This window comes from Kyrpidia spormannii, assembly GCF_002804065.1.
GTDB lineage: Bacteria > Bacillota > Bacilli > Kyrpidiales > Kyrpidiaceae > Kyrpidia > Kyrpidia spormannii.
In genome coordinates this window covers 1176015-1196648 of the sequence record NZ_CP024955.1, presented here as the reverse complement: position 1 = coordinate 1196648, position 20634 = coordinate 1176015, and the positions used below count along the sequence as shown (strand labels likewise).

Below are 20634 nucleotides of genomic sequence, written 5' to 3'. Positions count from 1 at the left end.
CCAGCGCAATACCCCGGTTACCCGTGCTGGCCATCGATGGCAGCCTTGATCGCCGTGATTGCCTGTGGGTTGTCCAATGAGGACAAATCTCCCGTTACTTCACCCATGTAGAGTTGACGTACCACTCGTCGCATCAGCTTTCCGGTGCGAGTCTTAGGTAACTGAGAAACTAGAATAACTCGCTCCGGTCGAAAAGACTTGCCTAAACGCTCCTCAACAAGTCTCGACACGGCAACCGAAAGTTCCTCAGGATTTTCCTCTCCCCTGGGAACCACAAACACCAGAAGCTGCTCACCCTTCTGAGGGTGAGGTATCCCCACCGCAACGGCTTCGGTTACGTGTGGCAACGTAGTAACCAAGTCCTCCACCTCCGCCGGGCCAAGCCGCTTACCGGCAATTTTCAAAGTATCATCACTACGGCCCAAAATGAAGAACTGTCCATCGTCGTCTTGAAAGGCCAAGTCCCCATGTACCCAGATATCGTTGAACCGACCCCAGTAGGTCTCTAGATAACGGTCTGGCTCCTTCCAAAACCCCTGGGTCATTCCCACAAACGGCTCAAGGACCGATAATTCGCCTGTCTGATTGCAGACGGGGCGTCCCATCTCGTCACAAATAGCGGCCTTAATTCCAAGTGCCACGGAGTTGAAACCACCCACCTTAATAGGCCGATAGATTACGTTGCCTAGGATACCACCGGAAATCTCTGTTCCACCTGAGAAGTTGATGATGGGTAGTTTTCCTCCACCGAACTCATTGAAAAACCAAAGGTAAGATTCAGAGTCCCATACCTCACCGGTGCTAAGCAACATTCGTAACGAGCTTAGGTCACCAGAAAGCGCCTCATCATGTTGCATTAAAGCGCGTACTAACGTTGGGGATACCCCCAAATGAGTAACCTGATGATGCTCTATAATACGAGCCAGGCGATGCCACCCAGGGTAATCCGGCGCTCCCTCATACATCACCAGCGTAGCCCCAAGAGTAAGCGCTGCACTCACTATCATAGGACCTACAAGCCAGCCCATGTCGGTGAGCCAAAAAAGAGTTTCGCCCTCTCGAAGGTCGAAAAACTGGGCGGTATCGAGAGTAGCTTTAAGGGGTAAACCACCGTGGTAGTGGACAGTCCCTTTGGGCTTCCCAGTGGTACCAGAGGTATATATGATCAAAAAGGGATCATTGGCGTCCATTGGCTGGATAGTGACAGGTTCGGCCGTCTTTAAAAGTTCATCCCAAGCCCAGTCCCTGCCTTCTCTCCATGACACCTCAACTCCGAGCCGACGAACCACCACAATGCTTTCCAGGCTTCCGTATCCTTCGGCGGCCTTGTCGACTACCTCTTTCATCGACACTACCCTTCCCCGTCGGTAGAAACCGTCGGCGGTGACAATAAGTTTGACCCCTGCGTCTTTAAGGCGAATCAGGACCGCCTCGACCCCATATCCGGAAAACATGGGCACTGAGATGGCACCAATGCGTGCAATGGCCAGGTGGGCAATGGCTGCCTCCGGAATCATCGGCATGTAAAGGCCCACTCGATCTCCTTTACCCACTCCCAGCATCTGCAACACTCCAGCAAAGCGGGCCACTTGCTCCTCCATTTCCGCGTAACTGAGAGTTCGTACCGTTCCGTCCTCTCCCTCCCAGCGAAGGATGACCCGGTCTCGGACTCCGGGGTCCTGAGCACGGCGCAGTGCATTGTACGTTAGATTGATTTTCCCTCCCACGAACCAGTAAGGCCATGGTTTTCCCCGTTCAAGATCCACAAATACCTTATAAGGTTCGAACCACTCTATGCCAAGTTCTTCGAGGGTGGATTTCCAGAATTCATCTGTGTTCTCTATTGAAAAACGGTAAAGTGCATCGTAACTCTCAATATTAAGCTTTTGCATAAATCGTTGTAAATGAGATCCATTTGTGTAAGCATCAGAAGGTTGCCATATAATAGGAGCTCGCATCGGTTATTCCTCCTGTCGCAAATTCCGGAAAAGGCTAAAATCTGATTTCCTCTTTTCCATAAAGGCTTGGTGCCCCTCTTTGGACTCCAAAGTAGTGTAGTACAAGCCCAATGCTCCGAACGCCAACTGTGTAAGGCCGGAGATGTGCTCAGTCTCGGCGTTGAAGGATGCCTTAGTGATCTTAAGGGCTGTAGGGCTCAGTGCAAGGATTTCTTCGGCCCATTGCCGCACGGTGGGCATGAGTTGTTCAGGTTCGACTACAGCATTCACCAAGCCCATGCTCAAGGCCTCCTCAGCGGAGTAACGGCGACACAGCATCCATACCTCCCGCGCCTTTCGCTCACCTACTAGACGTGCTAGATAGGCAGTACCAAAGCCAGCATCGAAACTCCCGACGCGGGGACCAACCTGTCCAAACACTGCAGTCTTTGAGGCAACTGCCAGATCGCAAACCACCTGCAGAACGTTTCCACCTCCAATAGCATAGCCATTGACCGCAGCAATCACGGGCTGAGGCACACTACGTATGGTCCGATGTAGCCGATCAATTGGAAGCCCGATCCCGACCCAAGAAGCCCCAGTATACCCCACACCACTTTTCCATTCTTTAGTGTCACCTCCGACGCAGAATGCCCTATCTCCAGCTCCGGTCAAGATGATTACGCCCACCTCAGGATTATCTCCAGCTTGTTCAAAGGCATGGATCAACTCATTCACTGTTCTGGGTCGGAAAGCGTTGAGTACTTCGGGTCGGTTGATTGTGATAGTAACAACACCACCGTGTTTATCAAACAAAATATCCATATATTCCATGAATCCTTCCTCCTTTAAAGGATTTGTTTTTTGAGGATACTACGAATGGGTCCCAATCCTACACTATGAAACCCGAACCCCTGTCCTCCTGCGTATTTATTGCTAAATTCAGGTAGTTACTAAGCACATCTTCAATGGATTCCCGATAGTATGATAGCTAGATCTTCACCCCCAATCCAAACTTGCCAATTCCCCAGATATTCTCAGCACATTGTGAGCCCGCCTGAAGCGCTGACAACTTGACCCGTTATTGCACCATTGGTCCAAGAGGCTAAGTAAACAACCAGAGAGGCTACCTCCTCCGCCTTGGGTAAACGATGTAATGGTACGCTTCGTTCCATAGCGAGACTGATTTTTTCCGCAAAAGGACTTTTGACTTTTTCCTTTTCCCATAGTTCACTTTCCGTAGGACCAGGAGCTACTACGTTGACTAGTACCCCATTTCGTGCAACTTCCCGAGCTATGGATTTTGCGAAGGCATTAACTGCCCCTCTGCAACCTGCCGAAACGGCCATACCCAGATTACCAACTTTGCCTGAATCTGACCCAACCAGCACGATCCGTCCTTGGGCTTTAATAACATGGGGGAGAACTGAACGAACCAAGTAGACCGTTCCTAAATACTCCACCTCTACTGTACGACGCAAAGAGTCCATATCCATTTGAAGAAAGGGTTGGATAGAGTGTTCGAAACCAATAGTATTTATCAGAACATCCAATCTTCCCCATCGATCAATCACCTGTCCCGCCGCCTGTTCACATTCCTCTAAGTTGGTTATGTCAAACCGAACAGGTAATACCTGCTCGAACGCAATGTGCCTAAAACGCTGGACAACCTCTTCACGATTGCGATAACCGATTGCAACTTGAGCGCCCTCCTGAAGCAACTGGTGAATAATTGCTTGGCCAATTGAGCCAAGTCCCCCAACGAAAACAATTTTATCCTTCAAACCTAAGTCCATGTGTCCGCGCACCCCCAATTGTGTCAACGGGCTATTCGATACAACCATTGAAACTGTATTATACACCATTCAAATGCCCACAATCTCACAAGGATGCGGAGCGCCCAGAAGGTTATAGGCGAGGTTGTCCCGGTCGTCGTGGATTTTCGTGACGGCCTTTTTCTTCAATTTACGCGGTGATGGATTTGTTTTCCTGCTGTGGTTGCGGATGTACACATTTGTGTAATGCATCAAGAAGCAGAGGGATTTGGCGAAATCCCTTGACGGTCCTGAACTTTTTCTCCGCCTCCAAAAATCCTGCAGCCGCCCAGCGCAGCACCTGTTCCCCATTCTGCCAGCGCTTGACGTTCCGACTCACCATCCGCACCTTCTCATTGGCTGATTCGATCGCATTCGTCGAGCGCAGAGTTCCCCGAAGCAGTTCCGGAACTCCCAGCCGGATCACGGTCACGGTCTCTTCCATCCCCTCGCGCAAACTGGCTGCTGCTCCTGGATGCGACTTCTCAAGTTGTGCCGCCAAGCGCCGCAGGGCCGCCAGTGCCTCTTTTTCGGTTTCCTGGCGCCAGGCCTCCCGCAATTGCCTCTTGACCCAATCTCGCTGTTTCTCCGGCAGATGCTCCAGGACATTGCGCTCCTTGTGCACCTGACACCGCTGAACCAATGCCGTCTCTCCAAACACGTCCCGTACTGCGGCACGCAAAGCCTTACTCCCGTCGATGACGACCAGGATCCCATCATCGGTTTTCAGTCCCCGGTCCACAAGATCGGTCAGCAGTCCTTTACACACTGTCGCATTCTCTGTCGCTCCCTCCCAGATGCCCAGGATCTGCTTCTGTCCCCCTACGTCAATCCCTAATGCCGCCACTACGGTGTGGTCCGCCATGACGATCCCGTCAATAACTAGCGCCACGTACCGGCGGTCGTCCAGGCGCCGCTGCATGAGTTTTTCGAGCAGCTTCTTCGTGGCGGCAATGAAACGCCGGCTAACGGCGCTCTTGCTCGTGCCGGAGGTTTCCACCTCGTTTCCGACCGGCTCAAGACCAAACGCATAGTTTCGGGTCGACAAGCCATGAATCATCCGCTCCAACGCGGCCTGGGTCAGCAGCGTTGGATCCTGAAAAGCCTGGTAGGTCTCCAGCGGGATTTCATGACCGTCGACGCTGCGTACCCGAACTTTTTCCACAGCCACCTTCCGGCCCCCAAGCATCACGGAGCCCTTTTCCTTTCCGTGTCGCACAGCCTTGCGCTTTGGATTGTGTTTCCCTTTGGGGCCCACCAAAGCTTCGACTTCCTCTCGCATCATGAGTTGAATCACTCGAAGCCCGGTTTGAACCGCCAAGGCCATGAGTCCCTCTTTCGCGCTCTCCATCACGTCCAGTAGCGACAGTTGGAGGGTGAACTGCTGAAAAGGATCTAGTGTCGAAAACAGGCTCTGGTCATTTCTCACAATTTGATGTACCCTTGATTTCATAGGTGGCGTTCTCCTTTCTTGTTGTGCCCAATCCCGTTATACCAAACGGGTTCAGGAGACCGCCACCTTCAAATTTCCACGAAACCTGGGACAACGCCTTATAGGCGCCCCGCGTTACTTGTCAGACCGTAGCCTTTCGATAATGCATTACAAGGAAACGATCGAATGCGACTTCGTATTTCGGAGGGATAACTACAGTCGTCATGGGATCACGAATGATGGCTGGTCCCCGCACGATGTTCCCCGCTTTAAGCGTTTCCATCTGCCAGACGTCAAACTGCTGCCATCTTCCCCCGTAGAAGACCTGTCGTGTGCCAACAAAGGCGGAATCGTCCGGCTTCTCGCCTGCTACAATGTGCTCCCGGAGTTCAGGACGTGGACGAGGGACTACGGCATGAATGTAGATTTCAGTCACCGCGTAGCCTGTCTCAGGGAAACGAGCCCCCTCCGGGTAGATCTTTGTGTAGACTTCCTCAAATCGATCCACTATCCGGTCAAGATCCCGAACAGTCCGGGGCCGGAAATTTAGAGGGGTATCAAAGCTTTCCAATTGTCCAATGTAACGAGCATATACGCCGTAACGAAACATGACAGTCTTCGGATCGATCCCGCTGTCCTTCAATTCGGCAATGGCTCGTTCCTCCAATTGTCGAAATCCACTATTAATATTTTCTGCGAGACCTTGCTTGTCCTCGAGACTGAGACCTGGGGGCAACAATGTCACGTGACTTCTTTCATACCGCTGGTAGTGTTCGGCACACGCAGCCCCGTAAGCGGAGAACGCTGCAGCCCAAGGCACCGTAATAACTTCCGCCAGACCTACCCCCTCGGTGAAGCCACGCATGTGTACTGGTCCGGCCCCACCGTAACAAAGAGCCGTGAATTCACTAGGGTTATATCCTTTCGATAGTAGCATGCTTCGCATAAGATCACGCATTTGACTATGAATAACCTCAAGAACTCCTTCACCCGCAAAAAAGGGATCAAGACCGAGCGGACGTGCCACGCGTTCTTCTAATCCCGCCAGAGCACGGTCACGATCTAGTTTAATCTTCCCCCCTAAAAAATAATCCGGATCCACAAAACCAAGCGCCACGTTGATGTCTGTTATAGTAAGATCAGGATATTGATAGCAGAGTCCTACTTTATATCCAGCGCTTTCTGGACCAACATGCAACCTCTTGTATTGATCAACTCGAACAACCGATCCAGCTCCTGAGCCAACCGAGTCAATTGCTACCATAGGGGTTGCTAAACGGTGTCGTGCAAAGTCTGCATACCGTCGAACTTCAATCAAATGGTCTACTACAAGTCCGACATCGAAACTTGTACCGCCCATGTCGGCAGTAACCAAATTTTTAATGCCAAGCGTATTGCCGACCACCTGCGCGCCTGTAAGTCCCCCTATCGGACCAGAAATAACAGTTTCATATAGCCGAGGATAATCAACAGTCACTGCCCCCCCATAAGAAAGAAGCGTATAAAGAGGGCTTTCTAATCCTTCTTCTTGCGCGGCCCTTTCTACCCTCTTTAACTGGGTACGAACCTTTTCAGCAGCATGTGCTTGGAAAATTAAACTTTTCACCCTATAGTTTTCCTTCATAACCGGAGCCACTTCACTCGACGTTACTACGTCTACCCTAGTCCCGCGTTCACGGGCCACTTCCTCGACTATTTCTTTGGCCGTCAACTCATGATTAGGATTTACATATGAGTTGACAAACATGATACCGATGATTTCAACACCTTGAGTAATGAGACGCTCAGCAGCTTGTCTTACTTCTTCGCGATTCAAAGGTATAAGAACCTCTCCAGGCTTAACATCACGACCAGGAAACATGTTATTCCCCGCAATCCTTTCACTCACACCTATGACGTTGCCGGGATCAACAAGCGGCGGGGTGTGACGACGTAATTGTTGGTGTAGAAGGTGCTCTTGGGGTTCCCCAACCCAGGTCAAACCAGCTTCCATAACCGTGATGTGTTCAAACCCGCGCGTGACGATTAGACCCACTACAGCGCCCGAACGGGTCAAAATCGTATTTAAAATCGCAGTACCCGTGTAGACACTTGAATCTGCCGACTTGTGTACATCATTAGACGATAGGCCCAGGAAAGAAGCCGCATCTCGTACCGATTCAAGGTAACTTGAAGCCTCGTCCTCACGATTGCTCAAGGCTTTACCAACGGCAAATTCTCCATCAGGTTGAACCAGGATGCAATCGGTCATGGTACCCCCGGCATCAATCGCAATAATAAACTCTTTGGACGGCACTGATAAATCACCTCCTAAAATTAGCAACCACATCCATGGTTCGATCACGAAACCAATCTTCGCTCTCGTCCTCCAGCGGTCGCCCCAATTCCCGGTACAACCGGTCCAAATCAGGCAACAAATCGAAAATCGGGGGATAGCCTGGAGGAACTACCTCTACCGCCAATTGAGCAGCACATCCTGGGCAAAAGTACTCTCTAATAGTCATCCAACCTGGCTCTGGAATAGCTTGATCAGGAGTGTACACCTCTTTAAATTCCTCAGCTGTTCGTCGGACGCGTACCCTGGATGCTATTTTCCAGTTGACTCTATAGTCGCCAAACTCATGGCCGCAATCACATTTCACAACCCTTGCACCGTTTCCATTTCGCACGATATATAGGTGGTCAGTCAGGCGTAGCAAGATTTTGTCATTCCACTGAACACGTTCTTGAAGAACCTCGAGATACTTCCAAAACCGATCGGCGTCTTTCTCATGCATGCGTTGCAACTGTTCAACGTCGCTGTCAGCCAACCGTCCGTCCAACAGATTTGAAATGATCTCTTTTGTGATTTCCATGGTGCCACCTCATCCTCTCACCAAGAAAAATCTTCCGGTAGTTGCCAGAATTCCTTAACTTCCTTATCGAAATCGTAAATTTCACTAACTGTATGGGTGTACATATACCGCACAGGCTCAATGATATTATGCGTAAGAAGTAAATTTCTTTCTTCCTCCCAGAATTCTTCGAAAGGAACGCTGTCGTCAAGACGTTTTTTATATATACTCTTACGTAGTACCGTTGTTAACTCTTGGTCTATCGTCCAACCCTCATTCGTTTTCTCCAATACCACCCCATAAACCTTTTTTGCTGTATCGGGTTGAAGCCAGCCTTGACATACGTCATCCAGAACTAGATTTGGATCACGTTCAATAGGATCGCCCCATCCACCCGAAGAACCATTACATGTCGCTACCAGATCGCCATCTTGAAGTCGAATTGGTGGCATATCGTAGCGCCAAATATCCAGTTGATCAACTTTAAGCGTTCCTTCTTCAGCCATTTGGATGAGTTCTATTCCATCACGTGGTACTGGTTTACCTGCTGAAATGAGATCATAAATATTTGTGCCGCGAGCCGAAATGTGAAAATTCGCTGGAGCCGGGTAAGCCCCGCTCATACCTTGGGCCACAAATGTACAGTAAGCCACACCCGCTCCACCACGACTTAGGTACAGCTCCCCTGGTCGTACTACCCAATGAAGAATGGCTTGACCAGGGCCGCCCCGGTATTTTCCGTGACCGAAGAAATCCGGCAAAAGCTTGCGCCCCAGATAGAAAGTCGCAGGAATCAGGTATTCGAATTCCTCTGCGTTTCCAATATTAGCCAATTGAGTCCACTCGGCCCAAGCGATAGGTTGGCCATCACGAAAGCAAAAAGCACCCATGGCAGTACCGCCCACATTTTCAAAGTTTGTAACCCCATAAGGCGTACCATCAGGTAGTACCCCCGCTCCTTGGATGCCCTCCCAGTCTCCCTCAGCCTGGAAAGATTCTTCAAGATATCCTATTGCGAATCTCCCTCGGTTTACAGAGTTAAAACCTATGCTGTTAAGAGCCATTGATTGTGCCCAGATATTAGAGAAGCTTGCAACATTCACTCCAGGATTGTAAATCGAATGTTTCGGATAGTGGGTTTTCATAACCCAAGATACGGCAGAGGTAGGCTTCGTGTTATAAGCAAAATTATTAATCATGCTAAGATAAAAGGCTACGTCGGCCCCACCAGGATATCCATTCCAGGCGTGATAGTCCCAGTGAGAGCTGCCGTCATGGTACGCATCTATTGTTCCATCACCATTAACAACAAGCCGTTGACGTATGGATATAATCTGATCTTTATCCGCATGCTCCCATATTGATTGTAACCCCTTATACTTAACAGCTCGGAATGCAGCACCATCATATCTTCCGGGTACCATGGTCCTTCGAACATTGTCTGTTATCATCTGCCGACTTTCTTCAATTATTTCGCGAATGGCACGCTTATAGTAGTCAAGACCGAATTCACTAATGATTTTATGGATTTCTCTGTGGATCATGGCACAACCAGCAAGCCGCATCTTGTCATCTAGATTGTTTAGTGTCCCCGCACGGGTACGTCGTAGCCACATTTGCTCCCACCAAGTAAATTGGCGTAAATTCTCCCCCGTCTTGATCGGTGGTACAACAAATCCATCCATAAATGTGTCCACAGCAAACCCCGGCCAGCTACCAGCAATTGGGGCCCCGGCCTCCATAATATGGTTTATTCCCATAGCCCAAGCAACTAATTCATCTCCAACCATGATCGGCACGTAAGTGTAAGTATCTCCAGGATGTGGGGCGCCACCTGACTCGCCATCGTCTGTAACGAAAACATCGCCATCACGGATACCGGGATTTTGATCGTAGTGATGCTCTGCCATAAAACGAATAGCATACTTTCCCGAATTAATGTGACTGAAGAAACCTGCCGAAATCGCCAACGCATCTCCCTCAGGAGTAAGTAGTCCCCAAAGAACCTCACCCATTTCTCGTGCGCCGGGAGACGCCGTAACGTACCGCGAAACTTCGTATGCCGCCACCATAGTTGCATGAAGACGTGAGTAAAAACGTTCGTATTTAACCGGATCATTCTCTTTTAGCGTTAACTCATGAACCCCGTAGTATTTGCCCGTTTCTTCGGTCAATCTATCCCGTTGTTCAACTAGTTCAAGCAAGGACGTTTTCACAAACCAACCCTCCCCTTCAGTTCATTTTAATCCTTTGTTTAGTCAGAATAAGACCACGTGACAAATTCCCGCTCAAGTTCCACCCCCTTTTAAAGTAATGAAAGGTCACAATGGAACTGTATTCATATTTGAAACTCTAGTTCCTATTTATAAATTATAGGTTACTTTATCTGTTTGTCAAGCAAATAGTTACAAGTAAAAAATTCTAAAATAACGGTCATCATAGTTTAATCTTATCCCCAACTTCACTTCTGACAGATTCGCACTTCAGTTGTGCCGCAATGATATTGCGTGTTGATCGTCAAGTAGAATTGACCCCGGTTTGGCACTGAATTTTGACCCCCCTCAGAAAACGGAAGTCATTGCTTGCCATGTCGTGTCGTCACTCAGGGTTCATCGTCGTCGGCCGTTGTCCCAACGGGCCGAGTGTATCGGCCCTGGCCGCTCCGTCAAGGGACGCTTCGCTCGCCCAAGGGCGCCCTTGACCTCGCGGCTGCGGGCCGATGGGGGGCCCTTAGGGGACAACGGCCACGTGTGCGTGTCGCACACGCACGGACAACATGGGGTACCAAGTCCGCCGGGCTGGTGATTAGGCGGAGGCATCGGCCTTGAGCTTGTCCTTCATCCGGTAACTGTGACCCTGAATGTGAAAAATGTGACTGTGATGCACCAGACGATCAATGATGGCGGCAGAAGCAATTGTATCGCCAAACACCTTGTCCCACTCGTCAAAAGGCATGTTGGTCGTCAGGATGATTGATCCCGTCTCATAGCGCTTGCTGACGAGCTGGAAAAAGAGGTTCGCCCGTTGCTTGTCCATGGGCATGTAGCCCAACTCGTCGATGATCAGCAGGTGGTAGCGGCTCAGCGACGCCAGCTTTTGGGGCGTGGAACGATCCGCTAAACTGGCATACAAGAGATCCGCCAGTTCAGAGGCGGTGAAAAACGCGACCCGGAGTCTGGCCGTGCACGCTTTGACCCCAAGGGCAATCGCTAAGTGCGTTTTTCCAACCCCTGGAGGACCTAGGAAAATAACGTTTTCTTTTCGGTGGATAAAGCCGAGTTCTCCCAATTCCCGAATCTCCGCGGCATGGAGCGAAGGTTGAAACGAGAAATCGAACTCCTCCAATGTACAGATCCGCGGGAATCGCGCCAGATGAATCTTCGTGGCAATGGACCGGTTGGTCTTCTGCAACACTTCCGCTTCCACGAGCCGCGTGAGAAAAGCTTGGTAAGTCAGCTTCATTTTCACCGCGTTCTCAATTTCCCGTTCCACCACCTCCCGCATATACGGCAGTTGGAGCGTTTTGAGATGTTGTTTCAGGGTCTCCATCGCATCTTCGGTCACGGGAACTCCCCCTTGTTAATGCAACAGTTGACTGTAGTAGGACAACGGGCGAATGGTGTCGGCGCGCCGAGATAACGCCTGGACCTCGACGTTTCTCGAAGAGGCGGCCGGTTTTGTCGGGTAGTTGGCCAGCAGTTTCAACACGACCTTCTCGTCCGTGGCTCCGTAAGCCAAGGCCTCCTTCAGGGCCATTTCAATAGACTCGTCGCTATAGGTGCTGCGCATGTCCAGGATGCGGGCGGCATGGTACCGAGCGTTGTGGGCATACCGACGGGTGAGCCCTTGGTAGAATGCCGCACCGCTGGGAAACACCTCGCAGAATCGCTGACGAACCGAGACACGCTCCCGGTGAGGCGCCTGGTGTTCGGGCAGCGTGTGGATCGAGCCGGTGTCTCTCGATTTGACGTGCCGACACAAGAAGGTGCCGTCTGGGCCGTACATCTCGACATATGCCCCCCTGGGTTGCGTCACCCACACCTCCCGGCCGAGGTAGGAGGGCGGGACCGAGTATTCCACGTGATCGACGGAGATGTATCCGTCTCTGCTGACGCGGCGCAAGACGCGCACACTGTCGACATACCTGCGCTCGGGGAGGGGCCGTAAAGCCGCCCGGTCCGCCTCAAACCGCTCCAACGGGGTTTGTCCCAACCGGCGGTGCACCCGCTGATTCTCCGATTCGTCAAAGGACTTCCCTTGGGTAATGAGGTCCTCAAAGTCTTTGAACTCCGTCCCTTTGAGGAAATGCTGTTCCAGCATATAGAAGGCCCGTTCCACTTTCCCCTTCGTTTGGGCGCGGTACGGGGCGCATGCATACGGGTCCATCCGGTACAGTCCCATGACCTTGAGAAATTCCGGGTGGTACCGTACAGCTCCATCCGGCCGATGATCCACGACCATTTGACCGGCATTGTCGATCAGCACCCTCTCAGGCACACCGCCAAAGTGGCGAATCCCGCACTCCAGAGCTTCCAGGACCGTCTCCAGCGTTTGATTCAGCGCAAAGTGCGTGTATCGCATTCGACTATAACTGAGAATGTAACGGTACGCGTATACCTTGACCTCCTTGCCTCCTATCTTTACTGAGTACTCCGACCAGTCGAACTGGGCTTGTTCACCTGGAGCCGTCTCCATCCGCTGAACCCGCACTTCGGTGTGCGGCTGTTCTTTCTTCAGCCGCTGCAGACACCGGTGAACCGCAGAAAGTGAACCTTGGTACCCCATCTTCTGCAACTCCGCATAGATTCGTGTTCCGATCAATTGTTTTTCCACGTACATCTGTCGAATGTGCTCCAGGAATGGGTCTGTTGCCCGAGCCGACGGCTTCTTTCGCACATACTTGGGTGGATCGTCTCCCCGCAAGGCACGACGCACAGTGTTGCGCGAAATTCCCAGTTGCCGCGCAATCGCCTTAATACTGACACCGCGGGCATGGAGTGCTCGAATCGCAGTCCAATCCTCGATAGAGATCAACCCTTTCTCCCCCGCTCCCACTCAGATTAGTAGGAGCGTACCAGTCTATCTGGTGGGGGTCAATTTTCACTGACGATCTGGGGTCCATTTTCAGTGTATATCAACAGATATTGCGCTGAATTTCTGACGTTCCCTAGTAAATCCGGGTAATCCGGGCATCCCGGTAAAACCGTTCCACCGGCACCTCCCGCATGTACCCCATCCCACCGAAGATTTGTACCGCCCGGTCGGCGATCCGGTTATAGACCTCCGAGGCGTAAAGTTTGACAATAGCCGACTCTTTGATCGTGTTCTCCCCCCGGTCGACCATGGCGGTCACCCGATACAAGACGCTTCTCAGGGTTTCGATCTCTACGGCCATGTCGGCGAGCATGTGTGCCACGGCCTGATTCCCAATGATCGGTTTGCCGAATTGCACCCGCTGAAGTGCCTGATCGGTGGACAACTCCAACAGTTTTTCGCAGGACCCCAGACACCGCGCCCCGAGAGACGCCCGGCCGTTCGTGAGGATTTTCAGGGCATTGACATATCCTTCCCCTTCCTCCCCTAGTCGATTTTCCACCGGTACCTAGCAATCCTCAAAAAACAGCTCGCAGATGTGGGAACCCCGAAGACCCATTTTGCGATCCGCCAGTCCTTTGCGAAATCCCGGGAAACCCGCCTCGACCAAGAAAGAAGTAATGCCGCGAATCCCCTTGGATGGATCGGTCACCGCCATGACCGTCACGACGTCTGCCTCAGGACCGTTGGTGATAAAATGCTTTATGCCATTCAGAATACACCGGTCTCGCTTGCGGACCGCCGTGGTCCGCAGATTAGCCGCATCGGAACCGGCTTCGGGTTCGGTGAGGGCGAAGGCCCCGATCTTCTCCCCTGCCGCCATGGCCGGCAGAAACGTCAAGCGTTGTTCCTCGTTGCCGAGTTCAATGATTCCGACGCTTCCGATCCCGCTGTGGGCCCCGATAAAGCTGGTGAACCCGTTGTGGGTCTTGCCCAGCTCCTCAAGGATCACACATTTCTCGGTCATGTTGAGGCCGAAGCCGCCAGGAATCGACAGTCCGAAAAGCCCCAGCTGTTTGGCCTGTTGCACCAGCTCCTCAGGAATGCGGTCCTCATCTTCGATGACGCCGGCCGCCGGTTCCACGACCCGATTGACAAAATCCCGGACCACGAGTCGGAATTGTTCGATCTCCTTCGACAGTTCCACATCCACTACAACAATCCCCTTGTTTACATCAGTCCCTCGGCCTTTCACACCGCCGATTGGCCGTCACTCGTCCGAGTGCACCCCGGCCCGGCCCCGGTTTCTTCCATCCCCCGGCGCCCCATCACGACGTCTCAAGCTGCTGGCGGAGCCGGGTATCCTGCGCCCCTGCTCGTCGTACTCGTACACCCCCCGGCCGACCTTCTTCCCCAACCGGCCGGCACGCACGTACTGAACCAACAGAGGACACGGGCGGAATTTTTCCCCGAGGCTCTGATGGAGGTATTCCAGCACATGAAGCCGGGTATCCCAGCCCACCAAATCACCAAGCTCAAAGGGACCCATGGGAAAATGCAATCCCTGCTTAATAGCCTTGTCGATCTCCTCCGCCGAACTGACGCCTTCCATCAACATATAGAACGCCTCATTGCCGACCAAGGCACTGATCCGACTGGTGACAACCCCTGGGCGCTCGTTCACCCGAATCGTCTCCTTGCCCAAGCGGCGGCCAACGGCCTCGGTTTGTTCCACCGCCCAGTCGGCAGACTCCAGCCCCTGGACCACCTCCACCAACTCCATGCGGTGGACGGGGTTGAAAAAATGCATGCCCACCACCCGTTCCGGTCTGGTGGCTGCGGCAGAGATCTCGGTGATGCTTTTGGCCGAGGTGTTAGTCGCCAATACCACGTCCGGGGCGCACACCGCGTCCAGTTCCTGAAACACACTGTGTTTCACCGCAAGATCCTCGGTCACCGCCTCAATGATAAAATCGCAGGAGCACAGATCCCCGAGAACGCCTACAGTTCTTAACCGTTCCAGTATATTTGCAAGATCCCCTAAGATTCGGCCTCTGTCACTCTGCTGTTTAACCAATCTTGCGATTTTCTCGACTGCTTGTTCCAGAGTCTCCACCTGAACGTCATATAGCCATGCTTCAAATTCGTTCATTATTGCCTGATAAGCAATCCCCTCCCCCATCGTACCAGTTCCTACTATACCGATCCGTTTTACATCCCGCACTTTCTAGCTCTCCTTTCACAAAACCCTAATCACTACTCGGCTCATCACAATCATAGCAAGAATTTTATTAAACAAACTTTTATCAAAAACCAGGATATTTCTTCTTATCCGATCATCCGCCAATTAACATCGCAGTTTCAAATAGAGATATACTATTTCATATACGGAATCATAGCAATAATTTCTTGGATATGTCAAGACATATAGCATGACTGATTTCCCACTTTTACGATTTCGACTTGCAGAACTTCGGTGTCAGCCTCTTTGCCAGCACACGCCCATCCTCCGTCACCTCGTACCACCGCGGCACCAGCCTCTTCCCTCTGTGTTGCACTTTCACCACTCCCTTTTTCACCCGGACGTTCGCCGCCACCCGCAACTCCAACTGCGTCACCCCCCTTGCCGGGAAGGCTCCCACCCGGCTGTCCTCGACGAGCGCGACCTTCGCCCGCCACGAGACCGGCTCCGGCCGCCCCTTCGGGCTTGGCCTGGCATCCCAACCGTCATGCACCTTCGGGCGCGTCAGGTATTTCGCGAGATCCCACAAGAATGCCACCACGGTCTTGCCCGCCGGGTCCAGTTTGCTTAATTGGTATCCGATAAGACCGGCGGCGCACACCCCGAGGAACCAGGAGGGAAGCGGGATCCATGCGGACACGAGTTGCCCCACAATGACCCATGAAGGCATCCACAGGACAATCGCCAGGATCACGGTGTCCGCCGTAATCTGAACTCCCCTCGGCAACCGCAGGCGGTACCGCCCCTGGCCTATTGAGGACACGGACGGCCGGATCCGGTACAGGTTACGATAGGTTCTGTACGCCATTGCTCACATCCCCGACCCGCCGCTTCCGCCGCCACCGCCGATCTTGCCCCCGGCGGAACTGACGATGGACTTGAAAATATTCAAGATGCTGTTGGGGTCGGTGGTGAACCAGAAGGCGATGCCGAAGAGCAAGATCGTGGCAATCAATTGCCGTATTCATGACGGTGGAGCATCCGCAGCATCCGGGCACCCATCATCACGAAAAGGATTAGGCTTAACAAGAGATGCACAAAATTGTCAATCGGTCCAATTGAGCAATCACCTCGTTTTAACGGATTAGTGCCTGAATGGACGCCGGAAACAACCGGATCAACCCGTCCGACGCCGCCGCTAACGCCGGCCCCGCGAACGGGACCTGCCTGAGGGCCGGACGGACGTAGCCGGCAAACAGGAGCGCGCTGAAGGCCGCCATCACCCTCCTCAAGACGGTTTCCCGGAACGACTCAACCGGAATGGCCAGCGGGTTCGGCAGCAATTTCACCCGGAACCTCCACGGCCAAAGAAGCTCCACCCCCTCTTCGTTCAGGGGGTCAATCGCCGGGTGACTGGCATATCCGATCCAGACCGCCCAGCGCACGACGTCCGGCACGGGCAGGAATCGCAGGGGCGCCCATAGCGTTGCCAGGAACAGCAGCGAGTGGGTCAGCCTCCTGTGGCGCATCCCGACCACGCTCAGAAGAACCGCCAGGGGCCAGACACGCTGGCCGACGTAGGATTGCGGCTGGTCCACGTCGGCAATGGGACCGGCGAAATACGCTCCAAGGAGCGCCGCGGCCGTGGGCCACGTGAGGACCGGCTGGTGCACGTGCATCAGCCACAGTTCGGCACCAATCAGAGCGGCGACATGGATGCGTCTTGTATGTCCCCCCTTCTCACCCCCTCCAAAAAGAAAGAGGCCCGGGAGAAACCTACCGTCCCGTGGACTGATCGACAGGTGTGCAGGGGTCCGGAAAGGTTAATGCGAGGGGAAATCCGTGGGGCGGCAATGCAGGCGAGTAAGCAGGTGGTACAGGATACCATCCGGGAGCAGGGTGATCAGTACCCGTGATCGACTAGAATACACCTGCACGGCATAAACGAATAGTGTTCGCAAATGTGGTTGCCATCCGGAAGGCAGAGCGCATGAGGACGACATCATGACTGAATCCGGCTTCCTGCACAACGGACTTTTTCATGTAGGGGGAAAAAGAAACGCGGGGCGCGAACACGCCCCTTCTTAGCGTCCATACCATGCATGCTATCACGGCATTGGTGTTTGCAGAGCTCGCCGCGACAGCGGGCCGCAGTGGAAGCCGAATGGCAATTCTTCACTGAGTCCATATCCCATGACTGCCAAGGTTTCCTGCTCTCGCCGAGGGGTTACCTGGCTCTGCTGTCAAAACGTCCGTCATGAAGGTTGACTGACTGGCGTGCGCAGTTTGCTCAGCGTTTCGCGGATGAACGCCGGTTCGTCAGCCGGCATACGCGACGTAATATAGTTGCCGTCAACGACTACCTCTTGATCGACGTATGTCGCGCCTGCGTTAATCAAGTCATCCCTTAAGGGAGGGTAGCAGGTCATCTTCTTACCTTTGGTAAGACCTGCGCTGATCAAAATTTGCGGTCCATGGCAAATTGCTGCGATCACTTTGCCTTGCCGATCCATGTCTTTCACGAACTGTAGTACCTGTTGATTCAGCCGCAGGTTTTCCGGTGACGAGCCGCCCGGAATGACAACCGCGTCAAACTGGTCTGCTCGCACTTCGTCAATCGATGCATCAACCGTATACCTCGCTTGCCTGTTCTTGCCTACAAGTTGTTCGCCCTTCTTCAACCCAACAATCACTGTTTCGTAACCCGCACTTTTGATGGCTTCGTACGGTGTTTTTATTTCGGAGTCCTCGTAATCATTCGCCAACAGAAAGGCAACTCTCTTCATCTCTCCTGTATACCCCCTTCATCACGGATATTTCCACGTCGTCCTTTAGACTGCCCGCCGATCTGCCCTTAAATTCGTGGCCTGCGATACACTTGTGTACGCCAAGCAACATCTTGAACGTGCTCGCCACGTGTGGCGCCTTCACCATGAAGCTGCCCTCCGGCGCGCCGCCCCGTGCGCTGAAGATAGATCCTCCGCACCGCTTTCGGCTCAGAGGCCAGCCACGGGAAGACAATCTCAGTACCCGCCGCACTGGCTCGGCCAACAAGTAGCACTGTAACCGTACTCCTGTTCCAGCAAGAGGTTGTCCCGGTCGTCGTGGATTTTCGTGACGGCCTTTTTCTTCAATTTACGCGGTGATGGATTTGTTTTCCTGCTGTGGTTGAGGATGTACACATTTGTGTAATGCATCAAGGAGCAGAGGGATTTGGCGAAATCCCTTGACGGTCCTGAACTTTTTCTCCGCCTCCAAAAATCCTGCAGCCGCCCAGCGCAGAACCTGTTCCCCATTCTGCCAGCGCTTGACGTTCCGACTCACCATCCGCACCTTCTCATTGGCTGATTCGATCGCATTCGTCGAGCGCAGAGTTCCCCGAAGCAGTTCCGGAACTCCCAGCCGGATCACGGTCACGGTCTCTTCCATCCCCTCGCGCAAACTGGCTGCTGCTCCTGGATACGCCTTCTCAAGTTGTGCCGCCAAGCGCCGCAGGGCCGCCAGTGCCTCTTTTTCGGTCTCCTGGCGCCAGGCCTCCCGCAATTGCCTCTTGACCCAATCTCGCTGTTTCTCCGGCAGATGCTCCAGGACATTGCGCTCCTTGTGCACCTGACACCGCTGAACCAATGCCGTCTCTCCAAACACGTCCCGTACTGCGGCACGCAAAGCCTTACTCCCGTCGATGACGACCAGGATCCCATCATCGGGTTTCAGTCCCCGGTCCACAAGATCGGTCAGCAGTCCTTTACACACTGTCGCATTCTCTGTCGCTCCCTCCCAGACGCCCAGGATCTGCTTCTGTCCCCCTACGTCAATCCCTAATGCCGCCACTACGGTGTGGTCCGCCATGACGATCCCGTCAATAACTAGCGCCACGTACCGGCGGTCGTCCAGGCGCCGCTGCATGAGTTTTTCGAGCAGCTTCTTCGTGGCGGCAATGAAACGCCGGCTAACGGCGCTCTTGCTCGTGCCGGAGGTTTCCACCTCGTTTCCGACCGGCTCAAGACCAAACGCATAGTTTCGGGTCGACAAGCCATGAATCATCCGCTCCAACGCGGCCTGGGTCAGCAGCGTTGGATCCTGAAAAGCCTGGTAGGTCTCCAGCGGGATTTCATGACCGTCGACGCTGCGTACCCGAACTTTTTCCACAGCCACCTTCCGGCCCCCAAGCATCACGGAGCCCTTTTCCTTTCCGTGTCGCACAGCCTTGCGCTTTGGATTGTGTTTCCCTTTGGGGCCCACCAAAGCTTCGACTTCCTCTCGCATCATGAGTTGAATCACTCGAAGCCCGGTTTGAACCGCCAAGGCCATGAGTCCCTCTTTCGCGCTCTCCATCACGTCCAGTAGCGACAGTTGGAGGGTGAACTGCTGAGAAGGATCTAGTGTCGAAAAAAGGCTCTGGTCATTTCTCACAATTTGATGTACCCTTGATTTCATAGGTGGCGTTCTCCTTTCTTGTTGTGCCCAATCCCGTTATACCAAACGGGTTCAGGAGACCGCCACCTTCAAATTTCCACGAAACCTGGGACAACGCCTCCAGCAACCGGGCCGTGGTTGTCTTCCCTACCCCCCATTGCACCAATCAACAGCACGGAACCAACAAATCGACTTAGTGCAACCCCACCTTTGCAACCTCCAAATGCCCTTTATCGTCTTTCAGGAAATCCACCAAAAACGGCTCCGGCAACACTGCCTCCGCCCATTGGTTGAAGCGTGATCCCCGCCGCTGCCATGTTGGCCAAATCAGCGGGGTTCGAGGACGTGAGAAACGTCCGTAAGAAATCACTCACGAACGGCGTGGCCATGTCGTACACGTCCTGCTGCGCGTCCTTGGCTGTGGAAGCCGGTTTCTGCCGTTGCAAGCCCCAGGGCCAGCGGCGGCAAGATCGTCGGCGGCGCCGTGGTCACGTCCCCCGTGTCAACCCGCAGAACTGGCCCGTTGAGGACCAGATGACGGCTCCGGGTCTTCTGCCCGTCCGACACGTCACACCAAGCGTCTACCGAGGCCTCAGCGAAGCCCGGACCGGACCGGGACACGTCCCGCACGTACATTTCCCGCGGCGTTTGGTCTTGAACAGGCGGCGTCCAGCCCTGGGGTTCAAACCCCGGCCAGAGGTCGGCAACGTCCGCCTTTCGCTCGTCGGCCGACTCCCCTTTGTGCAGGGTCAGCCAGACCTTGGCCGGTGGAGGGCGATCGCCGACACCTGGTGGTCATCCGCGGCCCCGCCGTGTCCGCCTGGGCCGGGGCGAGCATCCGGGCGACAGTGCCGACGCCGCCGAGGGCGCCCAGGGTGAGAAGGATCCAGAGAAAAACACTGGTCAACTTTCTCAACAAAAAACCCCTTTCATTAGTAAGGGGGAGCGGGAGAAAAATACGTCGGTCGACGCCGTCGGCAATTAA

At 53.4% G+C, this 20634-nt stretch carries 16 protein-coding genes and 1 pseudogene; all 17 read right to left on the bottom strand.

Annotation, left to right across the window (positions count from 1 at the left end):
- Positions 1-17: 17 nt before the first annotated feature.
- The 17 genes and pseudogenes from CVV65_RS05925 to CVV65_RS05845 all read right to left on the bottom strand — a co-directional run bounded on the left by CVV65_RS05925 (position 18) and on the right by CVV65_RS05845 (position 20565).
- Positions 18-1958, bottom strand: coding sequence for an AMP-binding protein (locus tag CVV65_RS05925; RefSeq protein WP_100667364.1), 1941 nt, complete (start codon positions 1956-1958; stop codon positions 18-20).
- Positions 1959-1961: 3 nt separating this feature from the next.
- Entirely contained in the window at positions 1962-2771 is an 810-nt protein-coding gene (locus CVV65_RS05920) for an enoyl-CoA hydratase-related protein (RefSeq protein ID WP_100667363.1), read from the bottom strand.
- Between the two features lie 203 nt (positions 2772-2974).
- Positions 2975-3733 (bottom strand): SDR family NAD(P)-dependent oxidoreductase, encoded by a 759-nt coding sequence (locus CVV65_RS05915; RefSeq protein ID WP_100667362.1) that lies wholly within the window; start codon positions 3731-3733, stop codon positions 2975-2977.
- Positions 3734-3902: 169 nt separating this feature from the next.
- The gene (locus CVV65_RS05910) at positions 3903-5204 is read right to left on the bottom strand and encodes an IS256 family transposase (protein ID WP_232796624.1); all 1302 of its coding nucleotides are present in this window, start codon (positions 5202-5204) and stop codon (positions 3903-3905) included.
- Positions 5205-5325: 121 nt separating this feature from the next.
- Complete coding sequence (locus CVV65_RS05905; protein ID WP_232796721.1) at positions 5326-7479, bottom strand: hydantoinase/oxoprolinase family protein; 2154 nt, start codon at positions 7477-7479, stop codon at positions 5326-5328.
- A 7-nt stretch (positions 7480-7486) separates the two neighbouring features.
- The gene (locus tag CVV65_RS05900) at positions 7487-8038 is read right to left on the bottom strand and encodes an acetone carboxylase subunit gamma (protein ID WP_100667360.1); all 552 of its coding nucleotides are present in this window, start codon (positions 8036-8038) and stop codon (positions 7487-7489) included.
- 17 nt (positions 8039-8055) lie between these two features.
- The gene (locus tag CVV65_RS05895; RefSeq protein ID WP_100667359.1) at positions 8056-10233 is read right to left on the bottom strand and encodes a hydantoinase B/oxoprolinase family protein; all 2178 of its coding nucleotides are present in this window, start codon (positions 10231-10233) and stop codon (positions 8056-8058) included.
- 589 nt (positions 10234-10822) lie between these two features.
- Positions 10823-11581, bottom strand: coding sequence for an IS21-like element helper ATPase IstB (istB, locus tag CVV65_RS05890; protein WP_100666831.1), 759 nt, complete (start codon positions 11579-11581; stop codon positions 10823-10825).
- Positions 11582-11596: 15 nt separating this feature from the next.
- Complete coding sequence (gene istA, locus CVV65_RS05885; RefSeq protein WP_157935348.1) at positions 11597-13051, bottom strand: IS21 family transposase; 1455 nt, start codon at positions 13049-13051, stop codon at positions 11597-11599.
- Positions 13052-13184: 133 nt separating this feature from the next.
- A pseudogene (locus tag CVV65_RS05880) lies at positions 13185-14264 on the bottom strand (acyl-CoA dehydrogenase family protein).
- 57 nt (positions 14265-14321) lie between these two features.
- Positions 14322-15275, bottom strand: a complete 954-nt coding sequence (locus tag CVV65_RS05875) for a 3-hydroxyacyl-CoA dehydrogenase family protein (protein ID WP_100667358.1) — start codon at positions 15273-15275, stop codon at positions 14322-14324.
- A gap of 226 nt (positions 15276-15501) precedes the next feature.
- Positions 15502-16101 (bottom strand): TcpE family conjugal transfer membrane protein, encoded by a 600-nt coding sequence (locus tag CVV65_RS05870; RefSeq protein WP_100667357.1) that lies wholly within the window; start codon positions 16099-16101, stop codon positions 15502-15504.
- A 3-nt stretch (positions 16102-16104) separates the two neighbouring features.
- Positions 16105-16248: a hypothetical protein gene (locus CVV65_RS16715; RefSeq protein ID WP_157935402.1), complete on the bottom strand. Its 144-nt coding sequence runs from the start codon at positions 16246-16248 to the stop codon at positions 16105-16107.
- Between the two features lie 121 nt (positions 16249-16369).
- A complete protein-coding gene (locus CVV65_RS05865; RefSeq protein WP_269148840.1) occupies positions 16370-16933 on the bottom strand; it encodes a metal-dependent hydrolase in 564 nt (187 codons plus the stop codon).
- Between the two features lie 555 nt (positions 16934-17488).
- The gene (locus CVV65_RS05855) at positions 17489-18019 is read right to left on the bottom strand and encodes a type 1 glutamine amidotransferase domain-containing protein (RefSeq protein WP_100667354.1); all 531 of its coding nucleotides are present in this window, start codon (positions 18017-18019) and stop codon (positions 17489-17491) included.
- 349 nt (positions 18020-18368) lie between these two features.
- On the bottom strand, positions 18369-19670 hold the full coding sequence (locus CVV65_RS05850; RefSeq protein WP_232796720.1) for an IS256 family transposase: 1302 nt from the start codon (positions 19668-19670) through the stop codon (positions 18369-18371).
- Between the two features lie 661 nt (positions 19671-20331).
- On the bottom strand, positions 20332-20565 hold the full coding sequence (locus CVV65_RS05845) for a hypothetical protein (protein WP_100667353.1): 234 nt from the start codon (positions 20563-20565) through the stop codon (positions 20332-20334).
- Positions 20566-20634 lie beyond the last annotated feature (69 nt).

Bases quoted from the DNA above. Each gene is read 5' to 3' on its own strand.
- CVV65_RS05925 (WP_100667364.1), bottom strand. From the start codon at position 1,958: ATGCGAGCTCCTATTATATGGCAACCTTCTGATGCTTACACAAATGGA.
- CVV65_RS05920 (WP_100667363.1), bottom strand. From the start codon at position 2,771: ATGGAATATATGGATATTTTGTTTGATAAACACGGTGGTGTTGTTACT.
- CVV65_RS05915 (WP_100667362.1), bottom strand. From the start codon at position 3,733: ATGGACTTAGGTTTGAAGGATAAAATTGTTTTCGTTGGGGGACTTGGC.
- CVV65_RS05910 (WP_232796624.1), bottom strand. From the start codon at position 5,204: ATGAAATCAAGGGTACATCAAATTGTGAGAAATGACCAGAGCCTGTTT.
- CVV65_RS05900 (WP_100667360.1), bottom strand. From the start codon at position 8,038: ATGGAAATCACAAAAGAGATCATTTCAAATCTGTTGGACGGACGGTTG.
- CVV65_RS05870 (WP_100667357.1), bottom strand. From the start codon at position 16,101: ATGGCGTACAGAACCTATCGTAACCTGTACCGGATCCGGCCGTCCGTG.
- CVV65_RS05855 (WP_100667354.1), bottom strand. From the start codon at position 18,019: ATGAAGAGAGTTGCCTTTCTGTTGGCGAATGATTACGAGGACTCCGAA.
- CVV65_RS05850 (WP_232796720.1), bottom strand. From the start codon at position 19,670: ATGAAATCAAGGGTACATCAAATTGTGAGAAATGACCAGAGCCTTTTT.